At 66.0% G+C, this 20,368-nt stretch carries 17 protein-coding genes and 2 pseudogenes; 6 read left to right on the forward strand and 13 right to left on the reverse strand.

Features of this window, described 5'->3' with window-relative positions; all coding sequences use genetic code 11:
- Positions 1–154: 154 nt before the first annotated feature.
- From I7S92_RS10405 to I7S92_RS10420, 4 genes are all read right to left on the reverse strand, one after another.
- Positions 155–1,426 carry a putative glycoside hydrolase gene (locus I7S92_RS10405; RefSeq protein WP_197643693.1) on the reverse strand — a complete coding sequence of 424 codons (1,272 nt, stop codon included), beginning with the start codon at positions 1,424–1,426 and terminating at the stop codon, positions 155–157.
- Positions 1,427–1,549: 123 nt separating this feature from the next.
- Positions 1,550–2,671, reverse strand: coding sequence for a glycosyltransferase family 4 protein (locus I7S92_RS10410; protein ID WP_354001326.1), 1,122 nt, complete (start codon positions 2,669–2,671; stop codon positions 1,550–1,552).
- Positions 2,672–2,680: 9 nt separating this feature from the next.
- On the reverse strand, positions 2,681–4,564 hold the full coding sequence (gene asnB, locus I7S92_RS10415; RefSeq protein ID WP_197643697.1) for an asparagine synthase (glutamine-hydrolyzing): 1,884 nt from the start codon (positions 4,562–4,564) through the stop codon (positions 2,681–2,683).
- Entirely contained in the window at positions 4,545–5,159 is a 615-nt protein-coding gene (locus tag I7S92_RS10420) for a serine O-acetyltransferase (protein WP_197643699.1), read from the reverse strand. Before I7S92_RS10420 ends, asnB begins: the two co-directional genes overlap by 20 nt.
- Before the next feature lie 253 nt (positions 5,160–5,412).
- Here I7S92_RS10420 and yghX point away from each other — a divergent pair, with 253 nt between their 5' ends.
- From yghX to I7S92_RS10445, 5 genes and pseudogenes are all read left to right on the forward strand, one after another.
- Positions 5,413–6,312: a YghX family hydrolase gene (gene yghX / locus I7S92_RS10425; protein WP_197643701.1), complete on the forward strand. Its 900-nt coding sequence runs from the start codon at positions 5,413–5,415 to the stop codon at positions 6,310–6,312.
- 123 nt (positions 6,313–6,435) lie between these two features.
- Positions 6,436–6,573 (forward strand): annotated as a pseudogene (locus tag I7S92_RS23470) (transposase); the annotation flags it as partial.
- An 11-nt stretch (positions 6,574–6,584) separates the two neighbouring features.
- Positions 6,585–6,715 (forward strand): annotated as a pseudogene (locus tag I7S92_RS23570) (IS3 family transposase); the annotation flags it as partial.
- 123 nt (positions 6,716–6,838) lie between these two features.
- Complete coding sequence (locus I7S92_RS10440; RefSeq protein WP_197643703.1) at positions 6,839–8,473, forward strand: sugar phosphate isomerase/epimerase and 4-hydroxyphenylpyruvate domain-containing protein; 1,635 nt, start codon at positions 6,839–6,841, stop codon at positions 8,471–8,473.
- Between the two features lie 107 nt (positions 8,474–8,580).
- Positions 8,581–9,243 (forward strand): sulfotransferase family protein, encoded by a 663-nt coding sequence (locus tag I7S92_RS10445; RefSeq protein ID WP_197643705.1) that lies wholly within the window; start codon positions 8,581–8,583, stop codon positions 9,241–9,243.
- Positions 9,244–9,310: 67 nt separating this feature from the next.
- Here I7S92_RS10445 and I7S92_RS10450 read toward each other — a convergent pair whose 3' ends face one another.
- A complete protein-coding gene (locus tag I7S92_RS10450) occupies positions 9,311–9,874 on the reverse strand; it encodes an outer membrane beta-barrel protein (protein ID WP_197643707.1) in 564 nt (187 codons plus the stop codon).
- A gap of 37 nt (positions 9,875–9,911) precedes the next feature.
- Here I7S92_RS10450 and I7S92_RS10455 point away from each other — a divergent pair, with 37 nt between their 5' ends.
- A complete protein-coding gene (locus I7S92_RS10455; RefSeq protein WP_197643709.1) occupies positions 9,912–10,121 on the forward strand; it encodes a hypothetical protein in 210 nt (69 codons plus the stop codon).
- A 90-nt stretch (positions 10,122–10,211) separates the two neighbouring features.
- Here I7S92_RS10455 and I7S92_RS10460 read toward each other — a convergent pair whose 3' ends face one another.
- The 8 genes from I7S92_RS10460 to I7S92_RS10495 all read right to left on the reverse strand — a co-directional run bounded on the left by I7S92_RS10460 (position 10,212) and on the right by I7S92_RS10495 (position 20,303).
- Positions 10,212–11,678 (reverse strand): class I adenylate-forming enzyme family protein, encoded by a 1,467-nt coding sequence (locus tag I7S92_RS10460; protein WP_197643711.1) that lies wholly within the window; start codon positions 11,676–11,678, stop codon positions 10,212–10,214.
- A 31-nt stretch (positions 11,679–11,709) separates the two neighbouring features.
- Positions 11,710–13,164 carry a class I adenylate-forming enzyme family protein gene (locus tag I7S92_RS10465; protein WP_197643713.1) on the reverse strand — a complete coding sequence of 485 codons (1,455 nt, stop codon included), beginning with the start codon at positions 13,162–13,164 and terminating at the stop codon, positions 11,710–11,712.
- Positions 13,165–13,166: 2 nt separating this feature from the next.
- The gene (locus tag I7S92_RS10470) at positions 13,167–14,636 is read right to left on the reverse strand and encodes a class I adenylate-forming enzyme family protein (RefSeq protein WP_197643715.1); all 1,470 of its coding nucleotides are present in this window, start codon (positions 14,634–14,636) and stop codon (positions 13,167–13,169) included.
- A 137-nt stretch (positions 14,637–14,773) separates the two neighbouring features.
- A complete protein-coding gene (locus I7S92_RS10475) occupies positions 14,774–16,420 on the reverse strand; it encodes a 5-guanidino-2-oxopentanoate decarboxylase (RefSeq protein ID WP_197643717.1) in 1,647 nt (548 codons plus the stop codon).
- Complete coding sequence (locus I7S92_RS10480; protein ID WP_197643719.1) at positions 16,417–17,232, reverse strand: ABC transporter permease; 816 nt, start codon at positions 17,230–17,232, stop codon at positions 16,417–16,419. The genes I7S92_RS10475 and I7S92_RS10480 overlap by 4 nt, the downstream gene beginning before the upstream one ends.
- Positions 17,229–18,041 carry an ABC transporter permease gene (locus I7S92_RS10485; RefSeq protein WP_197643721.1) on the reverse strand — a complete coding sequence of 271 codons (813 nt, stop codon included), beginning with the start codon at positions 18,039–18,041 and terminating at the stop codon, positions 17,229–17,231. The genes I7S92_RS10480 and I7S92_RS10485 overlap by 4 nt, the downstream gene beginning before the upstream one ends.
- 62 nt (positions 18,042–18,103) lie before the next feature.
- The gene (locus tag I7S92_RS10490) at positions 18,104–19,219 is read right to left on the reverse strand and encodes an ABC transporter substrate-binding protein (protein WP_197643723.1); all 1,116 of its coding nucleotides are present in this window, start codon (positions 19,217–19,219) and stop codon (positions 18,104–18,106) included.
- 52 nt (positions 19,220–19,271) lie between these two features.
- Positions 19,272–20,303: an ABC transporter ATP-binding protein gene (locus tag I7S92_RS10495; RefSeq protein WP_242070157.1), complete on the reverse strand. Its 1,032-nt coding sequence runs from the start codon at positions 20,301–20,303 to the stop codon at positions 19,272–19,274.
- Between the last annotated feature and the right edge of the window lie 65 nt (positions 20,304–20,368).

Genomic DNA, 20,368 nt, shown 5'->3' on the forward strand with positions numbered 1-20,368 from the left:
TCGACTGTAGACGGTAAGGCGGGCACCTTGGTGCGGGTTGTTCATCCTGCGGGGTCCTCGGCTGGAGTTTGGCGATTGCAGCCTAACCCCGCCTCGGGTGAACAACCTCCTGAGAATTCACAGCTAGCGACGCACCCCGCTCCGGGCCAGCCGGTCATCTCGCGCAATTCCATCCACCGCCTTCCGCCCGGCAGAACAAGCCGCTCAGGGGCGGCAACGTCAAGGTCCGGTCGGCAAACTGCAATTCCACCTCGCGCGGAGTGGCATTGTAGGCCACCAGCCCACTGGCAAAGAGCCGATACCCCACGCCGGGCGCGACCGGGGTCGCGCCGCTGGTCGGCTGCCCCAGATCGGTGCGGTAGATGTCATAGTAGAAATGGCCATGGTCGTCCGAGTCGCGGTCGCGGGCGTTGTCGGTGTAGATGACATAGCCGTTGCGCGGCACCACGGCCGCCATCGCCGCGAACAGCCCCGCCCAGCGGAGATTCGCCGCGGTCTTGCGGTCCGCCGCGCTCGATCGGCGGGTCTGGCGCCAGGGCTCGAACACAATCAGCTTCGGCTGGGCCAGCTTGCGGTCGTGGAGGGCCAGCAGGTCCTCCATCAGCAAAAGCTCCGCGCAACTGTAGCCGCGCTTGCTGGGCTGCTTCCACAGCTCGATGAACACGCCGTTGAGATAGGCATGGGTCGATGCATCGCGGCTCCAACCGACATTGCCCATGATGATCGCGCCGGGACCCACGCGCTCGCGGATCGTCTTGGCCAGCGCCACGCGGGCCTTGCGGACCCGCTCGGCCGGAAAGGCGGGCTGCTTGTCGATCCAGAGGTCCAGAAGGATGCCGTCCGCGCCGGTCTCGGCCAAGGTGCGTTCGACGGTATCGGCGATGTAGGTCGGGAAGTCCGGCCGTTCGAAGGCCATGCGGAAGGTCGGGCCGTATTCGGCCAGCGTCGGCCAGGGTTCGCTGGTCAGGTAGCGGTCGAGGTTCGGGCCGTGGAACCGGAACGCCTCGCTGCGGGGTTGCCAGGGCCTGTAGGCCCAGTAGACCTCGCGCAGGAAGATCACGTTTCCGCCGGGATGGCGCGGCAGGCTGTGCCAGACGATCCCGTAATCCGCCAGGGAATGCGCCGACTGGTCCAGCCACGGGCCGGCCACGTTGACGGTCTTGCGATGGCCCAGGGCAGTCTTGATCCGGCCTGTCGCCTGCGGCCTTTCCTCAAGCGGACGGGCGGGCGGGGCGTTCAGTTCCTGCCGCTTGCCCGCCGGCTCGCATGTCGCTTGCGGCAGGCCCGGCTCGGCCCGGGCCGGCGGGCTTGAGAAGGCCAGCGCGGCATAGAGAAAGGCCGGAAGGATCCCCCTGCCTTGCAGGCCCGACCGGCGACGTCCGGTCTCTGCCTGCAAATCCGGGCCCTGCCGAAGCTTCCAACGCATCTGAACGTGCCTGAATCAATCACCGATATGGCGGAAGGGGGCCCTTGATCGCCCCGCGGTGTCAAGCCGCTTTCACCACCTTCCCGGACCGCCTGCGATCTCTCGAAGCAAAGCAACGCGCCCTCACGCCTTCCGCGCCAACCTGCGGTAAAGCGCAGCAAGCCGCGCTGCGGTCACGTCGATGCTGTAGTTCTCCTCGACCTTCCTGCGCAGCGCCCGGCGGCGGTCGGGGCCGGACCCGGTGTCGGTCAGCGCCTCGGTCAGCGCCCGGATCAGCGCCGGCCCGTCATCGACCGGAACCAGCCAGCCGCGCCGGTCGCCCAACAGTTGCGGTGCCGCGCCCACCGCGGTCGCCACACAGCCCAGCCCGGACGCCATCGCCTCGAGCATCGCATTCGACAGCCCCTCGGCCTCGGAAGGCAGCACGAACAGATCAGCCGCCGCGAAGAGCCGGGGCATGTCGGTATGCCGGCCCAGGACCCGCACGCCCTCGCCCGCCGCGCGCCGCACCGCCGCTTCGCGCGCGCCGGTGCCCGCGATCAGCAGTTCTGCCCCCGGCGCCGCGGCGCGGACCTGGGGCCAGAGCGCAGCCAGCTGCTCCGCCCGCTTCTCGGGCTCCAGCCGCCCGGCGAACAGCGCGACCGGCCCCTCGCCCAGGCCCAGGGCGGCGCGGGCAGCGGCGCGCTCCCCGGCGGTGGCCGGGCGGTAGCGGTCGGTGTCCACCCCGTTCGGAATGAAATTCCGGCGCGCGTCCTCGACCCCGAAGGCGGCCAGTTCGCCGTCGATTTCGTCGCTGATCACCGCGAAGGCATCGATCGAGCGCAAGAGCCGGTTCAGCCGCAGCCGGCCCAGCCGGTTCCGCGACAGCGCCGCCACATCCCCCAGCGACCCGCCGCGCAGGACCTTGGCGACGACCGGCGTGCCGGTCAGCATCCGATAGGCGATCGCAGTGGTCGAGGGCGAACGCAGCTCGTGCGCGTGGACGACGTCGGGGCGAAAGCGCCGCAGGACCGGCAGAGCGCGCGCGGTATAGGTCAGCGAGGCCAGTTCGCGCGACGTGCCGACCGGAATCCGGTGCACCGGAATGCCGTTCACCACGTCGTCGACCGGGCTGCCGTCGTGCCGACGGGCGATGACCATCGCTTCGATCCCCAGCGCCGGAAGCCGTTCCAGAACCGAAGACAGCTGTTTTTCCGCCCCACCCAGGAAGGGCAGGTAAAGCTGGCTCAGCATTGCCACGCGCACAGGTTTCAATCAGCTTGTCCCTTCCGTGGGCAGCCAGGTCCGGGCCCAGGCATCCAGCACCAGCAACCGCCAGATCAGCTGGGCGGCATGGGTTCCCATCGCGCCCGCGTCCTGCAACAGCCGCTCCGCCCCCGGGCGCGACCAGAGGCCGGCGGTCAGCGCATTGCGCTCCAGCAGCCGCTCGCGGGCGAAGGCCAGGCCCCCCGGGGCGCGCAACCACTCCTTCAACGGCACCCCGAAGCCCTTCTTCCGCCCCGCCCAGACATCGCGCGGCAACCGCTCGCGCGCAAGGTCGCGCAGGATCAGCTTGCCCTGCCGGTCCGAGACCAGCAGCCGGTTCGGCAGCCGCGCCGCGAATTCGACAACCCGGTAGTCCAGGAAGGGCGACCGCAGTTCGGTGGAATGTGCCATCGAGGCCCGGTCGGACTTCACCAGCACATCGTCCGGCAGGTAGAGCCCATAGTCGAACTGCCGTTGCCGCGACAGGATGTCCCGGCCTCGGCTTGCCGACCAAAGCCGCGCGACCTCGGCCGGAACGTCGCCTGCGGTCCCGGCAAGATCCGACGGCAACAACGCCCGCACCCCGGACTCACGCAAGAGGCCAAGCCCGTCGAAGACCGCACCGATCAGCCCGTCGGGCAGGGTCGCCTTGGCCAGGCGGTATTGTCGCGACGGGCCAAGCCGGCCGCGCAGCCCCGTCCAGGCCGCCCTGCGCAGCCAGTTCGGCAGCATGAGCAGGGACTGGTGGCGCTGCATCTCGACATAGCGGCGATAGCCCCCGAAGGCCTCGTCCCCGCCATCGCCCGACAGAAGCACCGTCGCTTCACGCCGCGCCGCCTCGCAGATGCGGAACATCGGAATCGCCGAGGGGTCGGCAAAGGGCTCGTCATGGATCCGGGCCAGCTCGTCCACATCCGCCAGGCTGGCGGCATGGATCGGCAACTCGCGCAGCGTCAGGCCCAGGTGGCGCGCGACGGTCCGGGCGAGGGCGGTCTCGTCCTCGTCCGCCCCGGCAAAGCCCGCGGTCAGCGCGACCGGAGTCGCGCCCGATGCCTGCGCAAGGGCGGCGACCAGCGTGCTGTCCACCCCGCCCGACATCAGGATCGCCACCGGCACGTCGCTGCGCATCCGCAGCCTGACCGCATCGGCCAGCAGTGCCTGCAACTCCTCGCGCGTGGCGGCGTCGGTCTGCGGCGGGCGGTCGTCCGGCGCGACCGTCACCGACCAATAGCAGCGCGGCTCGGCCCGGCCGGCGTTGTCGAGGTCGCCCTCGAGGCAATGCCCGGCAGGAAGCTTGGCGTAGCCCTGGAAGATGCAGGTCGCATTCGGCAGATAGCCCAGCGACAGGAAATCCAGCAATGCCGGCCGATTCAGGCTCCGGCCCGCGCCCTGCCAGGCCAGCAGGGCCTTCAGTTCGGATGCGAAGCGCAGGCCGCCGCCCTGGCGGCAAAGGTACAGCGGCTTGACCCCCAGCCGGTCGCGCACGATCAGGAAGCGCCGCGCCAGCTTGTCGATGAAAACGAAGGCGAACATGCCGTTCAACCGTCCCAGGGCGGCCGCGCCCTCGCGCATCAAGAGGCGCAGCACGACCTCGGTATCCGTACCGCTGCGGAACCGTTCGCCCTGCGCCAGCAGTTCCTCGCGCAGTTCGAGGTAGTTGTAGACCTCGCCGTTGAAGGCGATGACATAGCGGCCGTCCTCGCTGTGCAATGGCTGGTGGCCCGCTGCCGACAGATCCAGGATCGCAAGCCTGCGGAACCCCAGCATCCAGCCCGGCCCCGTTTTGCTGCCGCCGTCATCCGGGCCACGGTGGTGGATGGTGCGCGAGATCGCCTCGATGTCCGCGGGATCGCGCAGCGCCTCCGGACCGAACTCACCGAACAGGCCGCACATGCGCCCGCCTTCCTCCCGACCCTGCGCTCCCCTGCGGACGCCCGGCGCCAGCTTGCTCCGGTCCGGTGCGGGTCGTCCGGCCGCCGGCGATGTTCTCGGCCGGCACCCCGACCAGAACCGCCCCATCGGGAAACGAGCGGTTGACCACCGCGCCGGCGCCGATCTTCACGTCATTGCCCAGAGTGATTCCGCCGATGATGCTGGCATTGGCCCCGATGAAGCAATTGTCTCCGATCACCGGCGACCGATCCTTCGACCGGCCGATCGTGACGCCCTGATGGATGCGGCAGTTCCGGCCGATGCGGGCCTGGCTGTCCACCGCGATCGTGCCCCAATGGGCGATGGACAGGCCTGGCCCGAAGGTGTGCAGCGGGATGCTGAACCCCAGCCGGATGCTGTTGCGCCGGTGCAGGTACTTCAGAAGATGGAAGATCACCTTCCGGACGCCGGTCTTCCGGCTGTGGTCCATCCGTTCCAGCTGCCGCTGCCGTCTCTGCCAGGCAAGGACCGGATATCGTACTGCATACCGCCACTTCCACGAGGACAGCGGCGGTTCATGGGTCTGCATGTCTGTCTGAAAGACCAGGTCGGGCATCCGATCGAGAAACCCTCTGCAGATTCTCCCGCTGACTCTCGCCCCAATCGCGGCGCAGGCCAAGCGGAAAGGAAGCGCCTGGCAGATCCGCAAGCGTCTCGCTGCGCCGGTCCGCACTGCCCCCGGACAGGCACCGCCGAATAGCGTCCGATGGCCATCCCGACCTCGGGCGACGCTTCAGGGTCTCGCCATTGTGCTTTGGGATCGGACGGATGGGGCGTACTCTTGGCGCTTCAGTTCAAAGGAGGACCCGATGAAACAGCTGAGGGACCGCATGACCGCGAAGGACTTCGCGCCTGAACTTCTTGAGCTTTACGATTTCTATGCGCACGGCAGGATCACCAAACGCGAGTTTCTGGATCGAGCCGGGAGATATGCGGTCGGCGGCCTCACGGCGACCGCGATCCTGGGGATGATGAGCCCCGACTATGCCCTGGCCGAACAGGTCAGCTTCAATGACCCGGACATATTGGCCGAATACGTCATGTACCCCAGCCCGAACGGCCATGGCGAGGTGCGGGGGTATCTTGTCCGTCCCGTTGCCGCGGACGGAAAGCTGCCGGCGGTAGTGGTGGTGCACGAGAACCGGGGACTGAATCCCTACATCGAGGATGTGGCGCGACGCCTTGCCAAGGCGGGTTTCCTCGCTCTTGCCCCCGACGGCCTGACCAGCGTCGGCGGTTATCCCGGGAATGACGAAGCGGGACGGGAGCTGCAGTCGACAGTGGACAGCGCCAAGCTCATGAACGACTTCTTTGCCGCCGTCGAATGGCTGATGGACCATGAGATGTCTACCGGAAGGGTGGGCATCACCGGGTTCTGCTATGGCGGAGGTGTCGCCAACGCTGCCGCAGTTGCCTATCCGGAACTGCGAGGCGCAGTCCCCTTCTATGGCCGCCAACCCGCATCGGAAGACGTCGCGAAGATCAAGGCGCCGCTCTTGATCCACTATGCCGAACTGGATCAGCGGGTGAATGAGGGCTGGCCGGCTTTCGAAGCGGCGCTCAAGGCGGCGGGCGTTCGGTATGAAGCATTCATCTATCCCGGCGTGAACCATGGTTTCCACAACGACAGCACGCCGCGTTACGATCAAGCGGCCGCGGAACTGGCCTGGGAGCGGACCATCGCGTTCTTCAAGGAAAATCTCGCCTAACCGACGCCACCATCAGCTGCGACAGGGCGGGCCGGCGCAGAGCCCGAGGTCACACCTTCGCCGCCCAGACGCGGAACCGCCCCTGCCCGGTGACCTCGCGCGCCGGGAGAGGAGCGGAATCGCATGAAGGCGAGCAAGTTTTAGGATGCCCAAAAGTCGTTCATCCTGAAGCAGGGCGAGGAGAGAACGCCGGCCACGGAGATCTGCCGCAAGACGGGAATCAGCCAGGCGACCTACTTCAGCTTGAAGAAGAAGTATGCGCTGGCGACGGGCAGGTTCTGACCGCCGTCGACACCTTCTCGCGCTTCGTTCCGGTGCTCGCTACAGTTACCGCGGCGAGGATGTGGTTGCGACGCTCGACCGGGTTTGCCGGAAGGTCGGCTATCCGCCGCACCACCGGGTGACTGCATGATCCGACCAATCTGCCTTGACCCGTTGCACTCTCCGAAACATAAGCGGGGCACAGGTCCACCGCCGCCCGAATGCCCAAGATCTTCTGGCGTGGACATGGATATCAGACGCCCGGTTGGAATTGCCCGTGCAGCCATGCATCGCCACAGTGTCGCTTTCGGGCGACCTCCAGCAGAAGATGACCGCCGCGGCGGCGGCTGGCTTCGAAGCCATAGAGTTGATCGAGCAGGACCTGCTTGCAAGCGGCTTGAACGTGACGAGCGTGCGGCAACTGGCGGCTGACCTCGGGATCGAGATCGCGGCGTTCCAGCCTTGTCGTGATATCGAAGGCATGCCGGAGCCGCACCGCAAGGCGGTGTTCGACCGGGTGGCCCGACAGCTGGACATTGCCGCATCGCTTGGCGCGAGGATGCTGCTGGTCTGTTCCGCGGTCTCGCCGGTGGCACTTGCGGATCAGGGACGCGCGGCCGCCGATCTTGCCGCGCTGGCGGATCTGACACAAGCACGGGGCTTGAAAGTGGGATACGAGGCCCTGTCCTGGGGGACGCATGTCGCAAGCCACAGCTCCGCCTGGCAGATCGTGCAGCGGGCCGACCATCCGGCCCTTGGCCTGGTGCTTGACAGCTTTCATTCCCTTGTCCTGGATATTCCGACGGATGATATCCCGGCCATCCCCGGAGACCGGATTTTCCTGGTCCAGATCGCAGACGCGCCGCGCCTGCAGATGGAGATCATCCGGCTGTCGCGCCACCATCGTCGCCTTCCGGGCCTTGGCGACCTTGACCTGACGCGGTTCATCGCCGCAGTCGAAGCCACCGGATACGCGGGGCCCCTTAGTGTCGAGGTCTTCTCCGACGAGCTGCGCGCAACCGAGCCGGTCGCAACTGCGCGCGATGCGATGCTGTCATTCGCCGGCCTGCGCGCCCGGCAGGCACCACAACGGCTTGGCACCAAAAGGATCGCGCTACCGGAAACCTTTCGCACCAGGCGGCCGGTTGAGGCCGCCCTGCGCTCTCTGCCAAGCGACCGGCTTCGGTCGCTTGGGGTCAGGCTTTCGATCGACCAGGCTCAAGGATCGGTCCGGATGATGCTGGATCCACAACCAGACCTGGCAATCAACGGCTCGAGACCAGCTGTGGAGGAGGTCCCACTACGGGGTCTGTTCCACAAGGCGGGGATCTCGGGCGTCGACCACCTGCTGGTGCAGGGCCCCCCGGGAGCATCACGCCGGGCAAAGCTGGGCTTGTCCGCAGCCCTGCGTCTTGGCTGGCGGGACCTGCCTGACCTGCCTGACCCTGATGGCCCCATTCACCTGTCGCGTCTGGACACCGAAGCCATCCGGTTCCTGATGGCCACGCCGGCGACCGAGCGTGCCGACGCCCATCTTCCGGCTGAACAACAGGACAGTCTGGACGCGGACCTGCTTTGCCTTGCAACTGCAGATATCCTTGCCGCCTCGGAAGCCCTGGTCGACGCCGGACATAAGCTCTTGCCGGTCCCGCAGGCGCATCTTGATGTTTCTGGGGCACAGTTGGGACTGTCCGACCTCCTTATGGCGAAGTTGGCAGCTGCAGAGGTCTTCCTTGATGCCGATGACAACGGCTGGTTTCAGCAGGTCTTTCTGGCGCGCCCATTTGACGGAACCGTGATTTCTGTGGCGCAGAGATGCGGAAGTTACGCGGGATACGGACTCGGCAACGCTGCGATCTGGCTTAGCCATCGGCGCCGGCTTGACCAAAACCGGCGCTGAGGAGCGCCATTGCCTAGAAGCGGATTTGGGGCCCGGTTGTATTCGCCTGGAAGCTGGACGAAACTGCCCCAGTCTGACCACCTTTGGACCTGACAGAGAGGACACGCATGACCCTCAAGGTGATCGGCGCCGGGTTCGGGCGCACCGGAACGTTGTCGCTGAAACTGGCGCTTGAGCAGTTGGGGTTCGGGCCCTGTTATCACCTGTATGAAATCCGGGAGCACCCCAGCTTTCTGGCACCCTGGATGGCGGCACTTGGCGGACAGACTCCGGACTGGTCAAAGGTTTTCGAAGGCTACGTCTCGCAGGTGGACTGGCCCGCCGCCGTCTACTGGAAGGAATTGCACGCAGCCTTTCCCGAAGCCAAGGTGATCCTTACCCTGCGCAACCCGGTGGCCTGGTTCGACAGCCTCCAGGCGACCATCGTGCCCTCGGTCACCATCGGCAGCGAGTACGGCGACAGCGAACATGCGCGGGCGGTGTCGGAAATGGTCTATCGACTCATCTACAAGGGCTTGTTCAAGGACCGGATGACCGACCGCGACTTCGTGCTCAAGGTCTGGCAGGACCATGTCGACGAGGTGCGCCGCACCGTTCCCCCGGAGCAACTGCTGGAATTCGACGTGCGGCAGGGTTGGGGGCCACTCTGCGATTTTCTTGGCGTGCCAGTCCCGGAGGCGCCGTTCCCGCGCACCAATTCGACCGAGGATTTCCTTGATCGCAAGCCCTACCTGCGCGAGCGGCTGGCTGGCGCTGCGAAACCGGGCTGAGCGCCGCGCGGAACGGAAAAGGCCGGACCATCGGGTCCGGCCTTTCGCTTCCCGGCAAGCCGGAAGATCAGAAGTGGAACGCACCGCGCAGCGAGACCTGCTGGTGATTGGTGGTGATGTCACCGTCCGAGCTGTCGTAGCTGTCGACGTTCCGGCCCATGAGCTCGAGGCCGATCGAGAACGCCTCGCTTACCTTCATTTCGGCGCCGAGGCCGTAGTTGTAGCCGGTGAAGCTGTAGTCGCCGTAATACATGGCGACGTTGCCCGAGCTCATCCCGGCGAAGCCGTAGAGAAGAATCGGCTTGCCGCCGGCGGCAACCTGGGTCCCGACCTTGGCCTTCAGGTCGATGACGTTCTTGATCGAGTAGGTGTCGTAGCTGGACCCGTCGTCGTCATCACCGCCCGTTTCGCCCTGGAAGGCAAGTTCGGCACCGACCACCAAGCCGCTGGCCATCGACTGGTTGTAGCCGACGAACATGCCCGGCGTGCCGTGCTTTTCAAGCTTGTACTGGTCGCTGGTGTAGCCGATCGGGGTATCGCCCGAGAGCATGCCGACCGACACACCCATGTAGAAGCCGTCGAAATCCTGCGCCTGTGCGGCCCCGGCCATCAAGGCAACGGCTGATGCCATGCCAGTCGTTGTAAGCGTTGCCTTTTCGAAAGTGTTCATGGTTCGCATTCTACAGATCCTTCAACTGTCCCAAGTTTCTTTTTTTGCCGACAAAGGTAGTCAGAGAGGGCGACTGAAACGGGATGGCCTTGGTAAACAGGCGATCCAGACTGTCCAGCCGCAAACTTCACTCGCCATCCTTTTGACCGCGACGCTGTTCTTCAAATGCCTTTGCGTCAAGTTCTATTGCGAAGCCGGCCGCTGGTGACGCTGAACCAGAAGAAGAAATCTGCACATAGTTGCATTCTTTCTACACTCGCCATGCGTCCGGCTTCTTGATTCCCAACAGCTTGCGGTATTAGTCAGCCGACTCCGCCGCGCGTGCGGCGGCCTCCAGGATCAGCGATTTGCAGGTTTCACGGTCGGGGGATCCATCGGGCAGTCTTGGCAGGTCTGCAATCGGTCGGATCACGGCCGGGGTCAGCCGGGCGCCCAGAACCTCGGTGCAGCGCTGACGGGCGCGCTCGACGACCTGCGGGCGGTTCACGTCCCCGTCGAACACGGCGAAGGCGATCAGCCTGCCCTCGGCCTCTGGCTTCGGGCTGGGAAAGACCACCGCCTCGCGGATGCCATCCACCGACGCAAGAACCCGGTCGATGCCGGGCAGGCCGATCTTGGAACCTTCGGCATTGACGAATTCGCCGGCGCGCGGCCGGATCACCAGCGCGCCGTCTTCACCCCACAGGCCGCGGTCGCCGGGGTGGAACCAGCTGTCGCGGAAGGCGCGGGCGGTCGCCTCGGGCGCGTCCAGGTAGCCGGTCGCCATATAGGCGTTGCGGATGCGCAGTTCGCCCTCTTCGTCGGGGCCTGCCGGCGTGCCGTCGGCGCGCAGAATCTGGATGATGCTGTCACGCGGATGGGGTGTGCTGACCACCTCGCCCGAGGAACTAAGCGTCTTGAAGTGGGAGAAGGTCTTGTTCGTCTCGGTGGCGCCGTAGGTATCGTCCACCCGTTCGAACGACCGCAGCAGCAGCGCTGCGTCGGCATCCGAAAGACGTGCGCCCGAAACCTCGATCTCGGGAATGCGCGGCACCAGAACGCGGTCGGTGCACAGCGCCTTGGCTTGGGCCAGAGATCCGGTCACGCGGGTGACGCCGGCGCGCGCCCAGACCTCGGGATCTCGGCTGTCGACCAGGGTGGCGCCGTTCCAGAACGTGGCCAGCATGCGGGCAAGGAAGGGACGGCTATCCGATGGAAACAGGGCGGCGATGCGTGCCTCATCGGGACGGAATTCGTCGGCCACGGCGGCCGAACGCCCGGCCATCATGCGCTGCGTCAGCGCGACGAACTTGGGCAGGCCGGTGGTGCCCGAGGTATAGACGATCAGCCACGGGGCATCGGGACAACGTGCGTCATCCTCGGGCGACCAGGCGAGCCCTTCGGCCCGCACGGTCGCAGGCGACCAGCTGGCGTCGATCGCGACCGCGTGTCCGCTGTCCTCAGCTGCATCCGGCCCACGCAGCGCATGGGTCACATGGGGCAGGCCGGTCTGGTCCAGCGTGCCGACATTCTGCAGGAACCTCGCGCCCAACAGGGCGGTCGCCAGCACGACCGGCACTACCACTGCGGTGTCACGGCTGTTCAGATGCACCGTCGCCTCTGGCCCGACGCCAAGACCGCGCAGGCGCAGGGCGAACGCCTCGGTCAGGGACATAAGCGCGCGGTAGGAAAACGCCTGGTCCGGGTAGACGATGGCCGGACGGTCGGGGGCCCGGGCGGCTATCGCGCGCAGCGCCGTTGCCGGATTGAGCGTGGACTCGAGCATGGTCTCTCTCTCCCTCTCCTGCCTACTGCGGTTAAGGTGCGTCAAGCCCGACCCCAGCCGCCTTGAGATAGAACTCCCGGCAGGCGCTGCGTCGGGGAACGCCATCGGCGGTCAAGGGCAGCGCCGCAACGACCATGATCTCGCGCGGGGTACTATCTGGTCCCAGCACCTGCACGCAGGAGACACGGGCACGGGCCACGATGGCATCCGCCGTCGCGATGTCGTGCACTTGCAGCAGCGCAGCAAGCTCGTCCTGCCGATCCTCGGCTGGATGGCGGAATGCCACGGCCTGCACCACCCCCGGAACTGCCGCAAGAAGCTGGTCCACATCGGTCAGCGAGACCTTGCGCCCGCCCAGGTTGACCACGTCGTTGGCCCGCCCGATCACGTCCAGCCGCCCGTCTGGTCCCCAGGTGGCAAGATCGCCGGGAAGGAACCAGCCATCCCGGAAGCTGCGCGCGGTCGCCGCGTCGTCGTCCACATAGCCGCTGGCCATGCAGGCCGTGCGGATGTGCACCGTCCCGATCTCGCCCTCGATGCAAGGTTGGCCATTCTCGTGCAGTATCTGGATCTCGGCCCCGGCGGGTTGGCCGCGGGTAACGACGGCGCGCCCCTCCAGTCTGCTGATGTTGACATGCGCCTTGATAGTCTCGCTGGAGCCGTAGACATCCTCGACCACGGTGAAGCTGTCGAGAAGCCGTCGGGTTTCCTCGGCCGAGAGCTTCGCCCCGCTGCACTGAAGGCGGGCGATTGGCGGGTCGATACGCCGGTTGCCCAGCCACTCACGCACCTGCCGCGGAGAGGCGCAGAGTAGCGTCACGTCCTGAGACTGCAGAAAGTCGATATCCATGCTGTCCACGATGGCGCAGCCGCTCAGAAGGGCAGCGGCGGCACGGATCAGGAAGGGCCGCGATCCGCTATGGAACAGCGCCGCCATGCGCGTTCGCTGGGGTTCGAACTCGGACATGACGGCGTGCACGCGGCGATGCACCAGCGCCTGTGACAAGCGCATGAACTTCGGCCGCCCGGTGGTACCCGATGATTGAACGATCCAGGCAGCAGCGTCGGGCCCAGCGTATCCCGACCAGGAAGCGCCGCCATGGGTAGAGCCGGAGCCCGAACGTGGCGACCAGGTTTCATCCAGTACCAGAAAGGGCATCCCGGGCATCCCTGCCGCCTCGGGCGAGCGCAGAAAATGCGTTGGCCGCAGCGCCGGAACCTGCATCAGATGGGGGTCCAGCGTCACAAACTCTGCCCCGACCAGGGCCGAAGCGAACATGGTGCAGATCGCAACTATTCGGTCAGTGGTTTCAAGAGCCACACGCGCGTGCTGATCGATGCCCGCCTCGGCCATGCGGCAGGCGAAGCAATCGACCAGTTGCCAGAGCTTGCCAAAGGGCAGGGTCAAGTCGGCGGCGATCAGCGCCGGCAAGTCGGGCGTGGCGGCAGCGCGAGCGCGCAGGTCGAGAGCGATATTTGCCTGCATGTTCAGCCCTGTTGCCGCTCCGCTGACAGAGTTGCGACCTTCTCAAGGATCATCTTCTGTGCGACCGCCCGCAACGGCTTGCCGTTCTCGTTGCGGGGAATGGCGTCGATGGCGTGGATATTCCGTATCGGAAGCATCACGCCAAACTTGTCGGTGATCGACTGGCGGATCCGCTCTATGCAGTCGGCACGATTGACCAGCGGGTCGAACTTGACAAAGGCCAGCAACTCATCAGCAGCACCGGCCTTAGGATTCTTGAAGCAGATCGCCTCCTGCACGCCGGGCACGACCGACATCATCAGGTCGATCAGAGTTGCATAGACCTTGACGCCGCCGACCGACATCAGATCGTCCTCGCGACCGATGACCTCGAGTGCGCCGCGCGGTGTCCAATGGCCGATATCGCCGGGATAAAACCAGCCGTCGCGGAAAACCTTCGCCGTCTGATCGGGCTGACCGATGTATCCCGGTACCATATAACCGTTGCGCACACGGACCGTGCCGGTCACTTCGACCGGACAGGGCTGTCCATTCCGGTCCACGACCTGTACCTCGCTGTCCAGTGGCCGCCCGATGCGCAGGATCGTCCCGTCCGGTCCGCGTTCGATCAACGTGGCGAATGTCTTGTTCGTCTCGCTGGCGCCATAGATGTCGATTACAGTCTTGAAATGGTCCAGGAGCACGGCGGCGTCCGGCTCCGATAGACGACCGCCGCTAGTTTCGATGCGTTGGAACTTGCGCGCGGGCTCGACGCTGCGGAAGAATTCCGCTGCCTGTAGCGGAGAACCGCAGATATAATTGACGCCGCATCGCCGCCACTGCGCAAGATCCGCTCCGGTCACGATGGTGCAGGCGTTCAGCAAGGCTCCAATCGCTCGGGCCTGGAAGGGCCTCGAGGTGGCGGAAAAGAGCATGGCAACGGTCGTGGCGGCATGCGGGAAGTCGCCCGCGATGGCAGCCGTGCGATTCAGGACTATCCGCTGGCTGAGAGACAGGTACTTGGGCGTTCCCGTCGTACCCGAGGTGTGCTGAGCCAGCCAGGGAGCATCCAGATCGACGGGCTCGAACTCAGCCACAGAGAAATCGGCCTCCTGCTCCGGCTCCGGCCACCATGTCTCATCGATCAGATGGTATGTTCTGCGCCGTCCCTCATCCATTTCGGCTGATCGGAGAAAGAGCGTCGGTTGAAGAGCCTTTGTACGAGCGAGATTGGGCCCCGCGACTACAAACTGACTGCCCAGTAGCGCGCTCGCCAAAAGCGCAGCGATCGAAACGAGAGGATCAGACGTGTTCAGAGCTACAATGCCGTGTCGATTCACGCCAAGTTCTTTCATCCGCAGCGCAAAACGCCGGACAACAGACCAGAGCTCTCGATAGCTTACACCTGCTCCCCGCAGCACGATGGCTGGAAACTCAGGATGCCGACGCGCCACCTCACAGAAGCAAGCGCCGATTCCTTTGTCCTTTTCCACTCTCAATCCTGATGTTGGCATCCGTTGCCGCCTGATGCGATGACCTTTCGAGACTGTCAGGTGGCATGTTGTCGACAGCTGAAACCAATTTTCGCAGATCATCACAGTGGTTGCAGAGTGTCAACGTGGCCTGCCCCTTACGGGTGGCGACGAAGGGCTTCCGTCTGCCCCGACAAGCCGGGCGTCAGACTGCGGCGCAGCCGGTCGTCGTAGAGGACCATCGTGCACGCGCCCCGCCCCGCCGCGGCGACGAGTTCGGCGCGCAGGGCATCGCCGGTTGCCACTTCGGTCACGGTCCAGCCGCAGGCGCGGGCGATCGCAGCAAGGTCGGGGGTCAGTATGTCCACACCGAGCGGAGGCACGTTCTGCGCCAGCATGGCCGACTTGATCTCGCCATAGCCCTTGTTGTCGTAAAGCATCAGGATGACCGGGGCCTTCGCCTCGATTGCGCTGGTCAGCTCGGCAAGCGAGAATTGCAGCCCGCCGTCGCCTGAAAGCGCGATCACCGGGCGGCCTTCGGCCAGGGCGGCGCCGATGGCGGCAGGCAGGCCATAGCCAAGTGTGCCGTATCCGGTGGCCGAGTTGAAATAGCCGCCCGGACGCGCGGCGGCAAAGCCCATGTTCCCGGCATAGACCGCCTGGGTCGAATCCCCCACGATCAGCGTGCCCGGCAGCGTGTCGCGCACAAGGCCCAACAACTCGAGGTCGTGGCGCAGCATCTCCGGCAGGGCCGCAAGCCCGGCTTGGGCCGCGGCGGCCCGCGCCGCACCGTCCCCCGGTGTCCGTGCCGGGATCGCAGCCCGGAGCGCCTCGGCCCCCAGGGCGGCATCCCCGACGATCCCGAGAGCCGGGACCGGGCCGCACATCACCTGCGCAGGGTCGATGTCCAAGCGGATAAAGGTGCCAGACAGGCGGAAACCGCCGTCCTCGTACATGTCGTAATCGGTCGGCCCCATCTCGGTGCCGATGGCGAGCACCACGTCCGCCCCGGCGACCAGCGCCCGGGTGGCGGGCATCGAGGCGGTCAGGGTCACGGCAAGCGGATGGCCCGGCGGCAGGATGCCGCGGCCGTTCGTCGTCATCACCAGCGGTGCGTCCAGCGCCTCGGCCAGCGCAGGCAGGGCGGACGCGCGGGTGGCGCCGCCCCCGGCCAGGATCACCGGCGCCTTCGCAGCCGACAGAAGCTCGACCGCCCTGGCGATCCGCGCGGGGTCGGGTGCCGGGCGCGACAGGCGGGCGGCGCGGTCCGGCAGCGGCAGGTGGCCGGCGGGCGCAAGCATCACGTCGATCGGCAGTTCCAGATGCACCGGACGCGGGCGGGCGCTGTCGAAGACGGCGAAAGCCTGCGCCAGGGCCGGGGCCAGTTCCTCGGGCCGGTGGATGGTGCGGCTGAAGGCGGCAACCCCCGCAACCATTGCCTGCTGGTTCGGCAGTTCGTGCAACCAGCCCTCGCCCGAGCCCATGCGGCCATGCGCGTTGACGGTCGAGATCACCAGCATCGGCACCGAATCGCCATAGGCCTGACCCATGGCGGTCAGGATATTGGTCATGCCGGGGCCGGAGATGATGAAGCAGACGCCGGGTCGGCCCGAGGCGCGGGCATAGCCGTCGGCCATGAAGCCCGCGCCCTGTTCGTGGCGCGGCGTGACATGGCGGATGCCGCTGCCGGAAAGCCCGCGGTAAAGCTCGATCGTATGGACGCCGGGAATGCCGAACACGCACTCCACGCCGTAGGCGCGCAGCAGATGGGTCAGATAGACCCCGGTCGAGATTTCAGTGGTCATCGGGCCTTCCTTCCGGTTGCGCGCCATTGCCAGAGGGTCTTGCCCAGGACGACCGTCACCACGATGACGATCAGCACGACCGAGATTGCGGCAATCGCCGGGTCGATATTGTCGCGCAGCCCCATCCACATCAGCCGCGGCAGGGTCACCGCATCGACCGAGGTGATGAACAGCGTCACGCCGATCTCCTCCCAGGACAGCACGAAGGTCAGGAACAGCGCGGTGAGCAGGGTGAATCGGATATTCGGCAGGATGATGCGGAAGACCCGCGTGCCGATCCCCGCCCCCATCGAGCGCGCGGCCAGGTCGATCCGTCGGTCGAGCTGCGACAGCGCGACCGAGATCAGCACCACCGCAAAGGGCGCGATCATCACCGCGTGGGCCAGCGCCACCCCGGCCCAGGTGTCATAGGCGACAAGGTCGTTCACCTTGCTGAGCGTGGTGAGGAAGAAATACAGCGTCAGCGCCGAGACCACCGGGGGCGCGACCATCGGCAGAAGCGCAAGCCCCATCAGCACCCCGGCAAAGCGCGGCTTCAGCATCCAGATCCCCAGGCTGAAAGCGGCGGCAAGCGCCGTGGCGACCAGCGAGGCGACGACGCCGATGCGGATCGACAGCCAGATACCCTGCGCCCAGGCGGGGTTCTCGATCAGCGCACGATAGTGACGCAGCGACCATTCGCCATCCGGAACCGCAAGATATCGGGTGGGCGTGAAGCTGACCGGGATCACGGCGACCAGTGGCATCAGCAGGAAGACCGCGATCAGCGCGGCCAGCGTGGTGGCCAGAAGGCCCGGACGAAGCTGGATCATCGCGCGGCCCCCCTGTTCTGCCGCATCATCACGCCCAGGAGCAGGCCGACCGTCACCATCAGGATGACGCTGATCGCCGCGCCAAGACCCCAGTCCGGACTTTGGAAGATGCGCAGGTAGATAAGCTCGGCCACCATCACGCTGCGTCCGCCACCAAGGATCGCCGGGGTCACGAAGAAGCCAAGCGCGAAGACGAAGACCAGCAGCGCCGCGCCGAGAACGCCGTTCTTCGTCATCGGCAGGAAGATCTGCCAGAAGATGCGCGTCCGCGATGCCCCCATGCCGCGCGCGGCCAGAAGCACGCGCTCGTCCACGCTGCGCATGGCGGTGGCCAACGGGAAGGCGGCGAAGGGGATCAGGAAATGCACCATGCCGACCACGACGCCGAATTCGTTGCGCACCAGCGTAAGCGGCTCGGACAGGAAGCCCAGCGATTGCAGCCAGCCGTTGATGATGCCCTTGTTCGACAGAAGCGCCAGCCAGCCGAAGGCGCGGGTCAGGACAGAGATCCAGAACGGGATCATGATGCAAAGCTCGACCAGGGTGCGCGCAGTCCTGCCGCCACGCACCCAGATCAGCGTCAGCGCGTAGGCGGCGGCCACTGCGATCACCGTCACGACCGCGCAGATCCGCACGGTGCGCCAGATCACCCCCAGCACCAGCGGATCGCTCAGTGCCGCGTGATACTGGCCGAAGCCGGGCTCAGGCAGGGTGACGCTCCAGCGCATCACGCCGAGAAAGGGCAGAAGATAGGCCGCGCCCAGAAGCATCAGAAGCGGGCCAAGCAGCAGGACATGGCGGGCGGTCATGCCGGAACTCCGGTCGGGTTGCCCCCCGACGGCACTCTGGCCGCAAGGGGGCAACGGATTGGTCAGGCCGAGATGATCTTCAGGTATTCATCCAGCGCGGCACCGTAGTTTTCCTCATACCACGGCATGTCGAGCGGGATCTGAAGCGCGAAATTCGCCGGATCCACCGGGTTGTAGCGCGCCTCTTCCGGCGGCAGCATGGCATCGGCGGCCGGGTTGGCGGGACCCTGCCCCAGCATCCGGAACATCACCAGCTGCTTTTCGGGATCCTGCGCCGAGGCGATGAACTGCATCGCCGCCTCCTTGCCGCCGGGGTTGCCCTTCAGCACGCCCAGGGCACCCGGCGCGATGAGGCCCTGATCCCAGATGAAGGCGATATCGCCGCCCGAATCCTGTTCGATCAGCTTGGCGCGGGTAGACCAGATCAGCGCCATCGACGCCTCGCCGTTCAGCAGGATCGACTGGCTTTCCGAGCCGCCGCCCCAATAGGCCACCACGTTGTCCTTGAACGCCGCGATCTTGTCATGCGCCCGCTTGAGGTCGAGCGGGTAAAGCTCGTCGGGTGCCACGCCATCGGCCAGAAGCGCGGCCTCCCACATGCCGGCGCCCCATTTGTAAAGCGAGCGTTTGCCGGGGAACTTCTCGACATCGAAGAAATCCGCCATGGATTTCGGCGGGTTGTCTTTGAACTTGGTCGCGTCATAGGCGATGATGTAGCTGTAGAAGTAGGACGAGGCGGAAAACTCCCAGCCGAAGCCTTCGCGCATCTTGGTCTTGTCGACCACGGCATAGTCGATCGGCTCCATCATGCCTTTCTTCCCAAGCGCCTCGGCCGAGAAGGGATCGACGTCGACGATGTCCCAGGCGGGCTTGCCGCTTTCGATCTGCGCGGCGATCGCACCTTCGGTCGGGCCCGAGCCGTCCTGCTTGACGGTAATGCCGGTGGCTTCCAGGAAGGCCTTGCAATAGGCCTCGTCATAGGCGGGTCCGGCGTCGCCACCCCAGTTGACCAGGACAAGCCCCTTGTCCTGTGCCATGGCGGGCGTGCTGCGCATCCCGATCGCCGAGGTGCCCAGAAGCAGGGCAAGGCCGGTGGTGAAGTCACGCCGCGAAATCTGGCCGCGCTTCAGCCTCGTATGAAGAATGTCAAGCGCATCGCGTTGGATGGGTCCGTTCATTGAAGCTCTCCCTATGGTCGTTTCATTATCGCGGCCCGATTGCCGTCGGCAGTCAAAGCAGAAATCCGCGCGCGGGGGCCCAGCCGGCCCAGACGGACGCGCCGGGGGCAAGCCCGTCGGGCAATGAGTTGGTGGGATGGTGCAGGATCAGTGGCACACCCCCCGCAGTCAGCAGGGTGAGCCGCGTCTCGGCGCCAAGATAGGTAAGATCGGTCAGCCGTGCGGGCAGGGCATTGCCCTCGGCGGGCTCGGTGACGGACAGCCCCATGTATTCCGGCCGGATCGCCAGATCGCCGGCGTTGCCGGTGCCGGGCAGGATGACCGGCCGCCCTTCGATCTTGCCACCGGCGACCGGCAGGATGTTGATGTCGCCCAGGAATTCCGCGACGAAGCGGTTGGCGGGGCGTTCATAGACTTCACGCGGCGGGGCCAGCTGTTGCAGGCGGCCCCTCTCGAAGATGGCGATCCGCGACGAGAGCGCAAGCGCCTCCTCCTGGTCATGGGTCACGAAGACGAAGGTGGTGCCGGTCTCGCGGTGGATGCGGCGCATCTCGTCCTGCATCTGCCCGCGCAGGTTCTTGTCCAGCGCCGAGAAGGGTTCGTCAAGCAGAAGGACCGGCGGCTCATAGGCCAGCGCGCGCGCCAGCGCCACACGCTGCTGCTGCCCGCCCGACAGGCCGGAGGGCAGCTTGTGGCCATGGCCGCCAAGCCCGACCATCTCGACCATCTCGGCCACGCGGGTTCTGATCTGCGCGGGGCTGCGGCGCTGCACCTTCAGCGGGAAGGCGATGTTCTCCTCGACCGTCAGGTGGGGAAACAGCGCATAGCCCTGAAAGACCATGCCGAAGCCGCGCGCCTCGGGTGGCTGGTCGGTCATGTCGCGGCCATCCAGTGTGAGGCGGCCGGTGGTCGGCGCCTCAAAGCCCGACAGGACCATCAGGAAGGTGGTCTTGCCCGATCCCGAAGGGCCGAGCAGCGTCAGGAACTCACCCCGCGCGATCGTCAAGGTGATGTCGGCCAGGGCCGTGAACTGCCCGAAAGTCTTGCCGATGGCTGTTGCGCCGATCTCTGCCGCCTGAATCAAAGGGACCGTCCTGCACAGGGATTACGGGACAGAGCCTAGGAACAGATGCGCCGTCGTGGCAATGG

Source organism: Tabrizicola soli (genome assembly GCF_015999335.1).
Lineage (GTDB): Bacteria > Pseudomonadota > Alphaproteobacteria > Rhodobacterales > Rhodobacteraceae > Tabrizicola > Tabrizicola soli.

Coding starts and splice junctions, on each gene's coding strand:
- I7S92_RS10450 (WP_197643707.1), bottom strand. CDS start 9,874: ATGGCATCAGCCGTTGCCTTGATGGCCGGGGCCGCACAGGCGCAGGAT.
- I7S92_RS10460 (WP_197643711.1), bottom strand. CDS start 11,678: ATGCTCGAGTCCACGCTCAATCCGGCAACGGCGCTGCGCGCGATAGCC.
- I7S92_RS10445 (WP_197643705.1), top strand. CDS start 8,581: ATGACCCTCAAGGTGATCGGCGCCGGGTTCGGGCGCACCGGAACGTTG.
- I7S92_RS10475 (WP_197643717.1), bottom strand. CDS start 16,420: ATGACCACTGAAATCTCGACCGGGGTCTATCTGACCCATCTGCTGCGC.
- I7S92_RS10455 (WP_197643709.1), top strand. CDS start 9,912: ATGGTTCGCATTCTACAGATCCTTCAACTGTCCCAAGTTTCTTTTTTT.
- asnB (WP_197643697.1), bottom strand. CDS start 4,564: ATGTGCGGCCTGTTCGGTGAGTTCGGTCCGGAGGCGCTGCGCGATCCC.
- I7S92_RS10480 (WP_197643719.1), bottom strand. CDS start 17,232: ATGATCCAGCTTCGTCCGGGCCTTCTGGCCACCACGCTGGCCGCGCTG.
- yghX (WP_197643701.1), top strand. CDS start 5,413: ATGAAACAGCTGAGGGACCGCATGACCGCGAAGGACTTCGCGCCTGAA.
- I7S92_RS10420 (WP_197643699.1), bottom strand. CDS start 5,159: ATGCCCGACCTGGTCTTTCAGACAGACATGCAGACCCATGAACCGCCG.
- I7S92_RS10405 (WP_197643693.1), bottom strand. CDS start 1,426: ATGCGTTGGAAGCTTCGGCAGGGCCCGGATTTGCAGGCAGAGACCGGA.
- I7S92_RS10490 (WP_197643723.1), bottom strand. CDS start 19,219: ATGAACGGACCCATCCAACGCGATGCGCTTGACATTCTTCATACGAGG.
- I7S92_RS10485 (WP_197643721.1), bottom strand. CDS start 18,041: ATGACCGCCCGCCATGTCCTGCTGCTTGGCCCGCTTCTGATGCTTCTG.
- I7S92_RS10465 (WP_197643713.1), bottom strand. CDS start 13,164: ATGCAGGCAAATATCGCTCTCGACCTGCGCGCTCGCGCTGCCGCCACG.